This is a genomic window from Kaarinaea lacus, from assembly GCF_975902315.1.
The window spans coordinates 1-3873 of sequence record NZ_CDLKIE010000142.1 but is presented as its reverse complement, the minus strand read 5'-3'; the positions used below and the strand labels follow the sequence as shown (position 1 = coordinate 3873).

General features: G+C 43.3%; 3 protein-coding genes. All 3 read left to right on the top strand.

Annotated elements, in window-relative coordinates; all coding sequences use genetic code 11:
- A partial coding sequence (locus tag ACWVCM_RS03955) for a YihY/virulence factor BrkB family protein (RefSeq protein ID WP_455200413.1) occupies positions 1–801 on the top strand: 801 nt, incomplete at its 5' end.
- A gap of 356 nt (positions 802–1157) precedes the next feature.
- Complete coding sequence (locus ACWVCM_RS03950; protein ID WP_455200412.1) at positions 1158–3332, top strand: bifunctional metallophosphatase/5'-nucleotidase; 2175 nt, start codon at positions 1158–1160, stop codon at positions 3330–3332.
- Between the two features lie 335 nt (positions 3333–3667).
- On the top strand, positions 3668–3873 hold a 206-nt coding region (locus ACWVCM_RS03945), incomplete at its 3' end, for a hypothetical protein (protein ID WP_455200411.1).

Here is a 3873-nt window from a genome sequence, read left to right as displayed (position 1 = left end):
GGATTTTTGCTGTCCGGGGCGATAGCGTATTATACCTTGTTGTCCATTATTCCGATGTTGGCTTTAATCCTGGTGCTGCTTTCTCAATTCCAGGATCCACAGAATCTACTCGATGCATTGCGGGAATATCTGGTGTTAGTAACGCCGGGTCAGGTTGATGAGATTATCCAGCAAATTGATGTTTTTCTGCAAAACTGGAAAGTGATTGGCTTTTTAGGTTTTTTATTATTGTTGTTTTTTAGCTCGTTTGCATTTACCGCGCTGGAAAATGCCATGTCCGTTATCTTTTTTCATCGTGTATCTATAAAGCGACGACATATTGCCGTGTCAGCTATCATTCCCTATATTTATATGTTGATACTTGCTGTTGGATTGTTGGTCGTCAATTTAGTAAGTGGTTTTCTGCATTCATTGCAAAGTGAAACCTTAAACATGTTTGGTAATCAATGGTCGTTGGGCTTTGTTGAAACCACCATGATTTATCTTCTGGGCATTATTGGCGAAACAGTGCTTTTAACTTCTCTTTATCTGGTAATGCCCGTTGGACGTTTATCTTTGCGTCATGCTCTCATCGGGGGATTTACCGCAATGGTGCTATGGGAAATTACACGCCGTATTCTCGTCTGGTATTTTTCCACATTGTCCTTGGTTAATGTTATTTATGGCGCCTTTGCCACAGCAATAATTATTCTGGTTACTCTGGAAGCTGCAGCGATTATTTTGTTGGTGGGCGCACAAGTAATTGCCGAATACGAACGTGTTGGCACTGACGAAAAAAATATTCATGGATTGCAGACCTGATCAAAGAACGCCAGTAATTACGCTAATGGTTCCCTGGATTGTTTTTCAGATTATGGGGATTGATTAATTATTGGTGAATTATTGTACAGCTGAATGCATAAAGAGCGAATGTGGTTAAACTAAGCTCAATAATTAACAATACCTTACTACCCATTCTTCGAAACTAAGTTAATAGAGTTAGCATCCGCGTAAATGTGTACATTTTTCACAACACGAAAATTTCGATTGATCAATTAGTATTATATCGCATAGAATGCCTGTGGTTATATAAGCATCAGATTAAGAACAAATCTAAACAAACCGGGCCTCATGCTCACTCATTGCTGTAATAACGCTTTATCACGGGGGCAATCATAATGAGAAGAAGTAGTTTTACATATAGTACGTTGTTAATTATTTTAATTTTTTCCACACCAATATTCGCAAAACATTCACATCACCACCACGGAAAATCCGACATTACCATCATTCAGGTTTCTGACTTGCACGGCAATATGGTGCCGCACGCTGGCGTGATCGATACTCATGATGGCGAATATGCGGTAACCCAGGGTGGCGGCATCGCCAAGGTTGCTACGGTAGTTAAGCAAATTAGAGAAGATAATCCAAATAATTTAACGCTTGCCGTTGGCGATACCATTCATGGCCAGGCCGAGGTTATGTTTACCTTCGGTGATGCCATTATGCCAGCGCTTAACGCCATGGGCATTGATGCATACACCCCCGGTAACTGGGAATTTGGTTATGGTCCTGCTGTATTTCGCAAGCGCTTTACCGATTGTATAGTTGCACCACCAATGGGTAAGTTTGCCCCTTGTCCCGCCATACCTGCAAATGCACGTGTAATGACTGATTCTGATGGTCAGGCCGAAGTGGTAAAAGCGGAATTCGACACCATTGCCATGAATCTCTACAACGGTGCGCCATTGCCAATGCCTTTAAGAGGCAAACGCCCAATGCCTGCTTATAAAATCATGGAAGTAGATGGCCACACATTTGGAATAATAGGTATAACGGCCGCCATTGTGCCGCAACAATCACCCGTGTTTAGTCGCACCTTCACCTTTACCCAGGGTACCGAAGAATTGCCAGGCATTATCGATGAAGTGAAAGCGGCTGGTGCTGAAGTTATTGTGATCCAATCTGAGCTGGGTTTGCCGCAAAACGTGCAAATTGGCCGGGAATTTCCGGAAGTAGATATCATTCTTTCTGCTCATTCGCACGAAGTTACCCTTGGTGCAATCATTGCGGATGCTAAGGGCTACGAGATGACAACACCCGGAGAAGGTCCAACTGACGAACAATTGGAGCGCGTGAAAAAAGGTGCTGCCATTATTGTTGAAGCCGGTGAAGATCTTTACGTTGGTCGTTTGGATTTAAGAGTGAGCGATAGAGGCAGAATAAAAGACTTTTCCTGGCAAGCTATCCCAGTTGATGATGACGTAGAAGAGGACCCAGTGATTGCGGATCTGGTATGGGGGCAGGAAAAGTATTTTGTTGATGGCCCCGATTTTAAAGAACATACTTTCATGCCGATTGGTTTCTGCCCAATGAATAATTGTGGTGACGTACGTACCCGTGGCCATCAGTTAGTCGATCCATTGGATACGGTAGTTGGGCAAACCGATGTGTTATTACATCGCCATGAAGCGCTAGAAGGCATCATGAATAACTTTATTGCTGACGCTATATGGACCGTTCTGAATGATGTTGTTGCAGCAACAGAGGTCAACGGTTGGAGTGGTGTTGATATATCCATGACCAATGGCTTCCGTTTTGATACTCCTATCCTGTCTGCTGACATGGTGCCTGCCGATGCAGAGTTTTACGATGGCCGCAATGCGGGTGAAATTACCTTACGTGATCTGTATGCCTTCTTTCCCATTGGACCAGCAGTCGCTGCTGCCGACTTTAACGGCACATTAATCTCCGACAGCCTGGAAGGCGTATTAAATAGTGTATTCAACCGTAATCCCTATCTGCAAAAAGGTGGCTGGTACTTAGGTTTATCTGCCAACGTTACACAAAAAGTTGACCTGGTAAATAATCCGTTAAGCAGCTCCGGAAAACGTATCGTTGAATTTAAAATCAATGATGAAAATATCGATCCCAGCAAACGCTATGTATTTGGCTCATGCTATGGTCACACTTTTCCAGTGGGGCGTGTTTGTCGTACCGATGGCGGGAACAACGTGACTTTCTTCCAGCTTGCTGATGTAGATGATTATAACAGTGATATCACTACCACCGGTCCAGTAAACAGCTCCGGTATTATCGACAACGCTAACGGGGGTCCTATTCGTCAGGTAGCGCCCGATCGTTACATTCACCCGGTACAAATGTTACGTCGTTATCTTGACACCTTGCCTGGCAATATGATTACTGAAGCACAATTTGGTACAGGCCGTGTAACAAGCGTTACACCATTACCTGGGTCGGGTCTACCTCACATCGTACAGCCTGTCGAAGGTATCGGGCCGGATTACCTGGCGCGTACCATTCAGGTAGTTAAAGAAGATGATGATGACTAGAGGTATTGAATTGATAATTACATGATAATGTAAACCATACATTATCTGACAGCAGGTTGTATCTTAAATTGGGGCCGGATTCTATAACATACAGTTACTGAGTCTGGCCCTTTTTCATGTTGTTCCCACATTCTCACCTGTTTATTGGTCAATATCACAATTATTCTGTGGTTTTCAATGTGCTATTACAGGATACCTTCGCTTCTTAGTTTTGTTGAATATGCACAAAATTACACTCCATGTCTGGCGTGTAAGTGATTTGTACATTGTTTCAGACTAAGCTGATTAATAATGGAAGATCTATGGATGGGTTTTTTAGATTGGAGCATTGAGAGATGCAATTGTTCACGAATTTGATTGAAAATTTGGGGCACCACGAAAGATGTGTATCATGGGATGCTAAACAGGATATTTTGAATTCTGGGGAAAATATTATCCCAACACTAATAGCTGCCCTTGCGCATTCGAATCCTAAAATTACTGCCGAGGTCGCCGGTATTTTAGGTCAACTCGGCGATGCGTCGATTGCAACCGTCGGGGC